General features: G+C 26.3%; 1 protein-coding gene. It reads left to right on the top strand.

What is annotated here, in order from left to right:
- On the top strand, positions 1–945 hold a 945-nt coding region (locus tag ACVC2P_RS02855), incomplete at both ends, for an LIC_10190 family membrane protein (protein ID WP_452596974.1).

Genomic DNA, 945 nt, shown 5'->3' with positions numbered 1-945 from the left:
AACCATTAATACTAATAGCATTAACAGACTTAAAACAACAATTTAAAACCTTCTCTATTTTTTTTAAAAGTAGCCTTATTCTAGTGTTTATTTTAGCATTAGCGCAATGTGCCTCTCCTCCTTTTTTAATAGATAACGAATCGTACTATATACAAACTATAAAATGGTTGAATGAATATGGTTTTGTAAAAGGTTTAACAAATTTACATGTATTCTTAGGGCAAACATCTGGTTGGCATATACTACAGAGCGCATTTAATTTTAGTTTTATCTACGATTCTTTAAATGACATTAGTGGTTTTTGTTTGCTTCTTGGTAACTTTTATGCAATGAGTAAATTGAATCTTTATATAAAATCTAAGAAAAAAAATGCTCTAGATTTAATTATTGGCTTATTCCCATTATTCAATGTGTTTTTCTTTCAGTTTATAAGCGTACCATCTGCAGATATTGCAATTTATGTAATAACTTTAATCGTTTTTCACCAATTTACAACCTGTTTTTTAGTTTATAAAAAATCTACTTTTATAACTCTAGCACTACTTACTATTTTTGCTTCTTTTATAAAGCTTACAGGTGTATTTTTGTTTCTCTTTACTATCATTATTTATCTAAAATACTATATAGAAGCTAAAAAACTTACACTATTAATAAGTGGGTTCGGTGCAATAACATTAAGTTTATTTATCATTAAAAATTTAATACTCACTGGCACTATATTGTACCCACTACATGGTATTATAGAAACAAGTTGGAGTTTACCAGAAACTATTACTGAGTATATCTCAAACTACTCTAAAGCTTCAACTTATAATTTAACTATAGACAATTATAACACAGCTTCAAAAATAAACTTATTTAAGCATTGGCTATTGCTTCCCAAATTAGATGGTATTATAAATAAACTAATGTTATTAATATTATTAATTTTTCCGCTTGTAATAC

The organism is Pontimicrobium sp. MEBiC01747 (assembly GCF_053601635.1).
The sequence above is the reverse complement of the archived record's forward strand: the minus strand, read 5'-3'. Positions and strand labels throughout refer to the sequence as shown.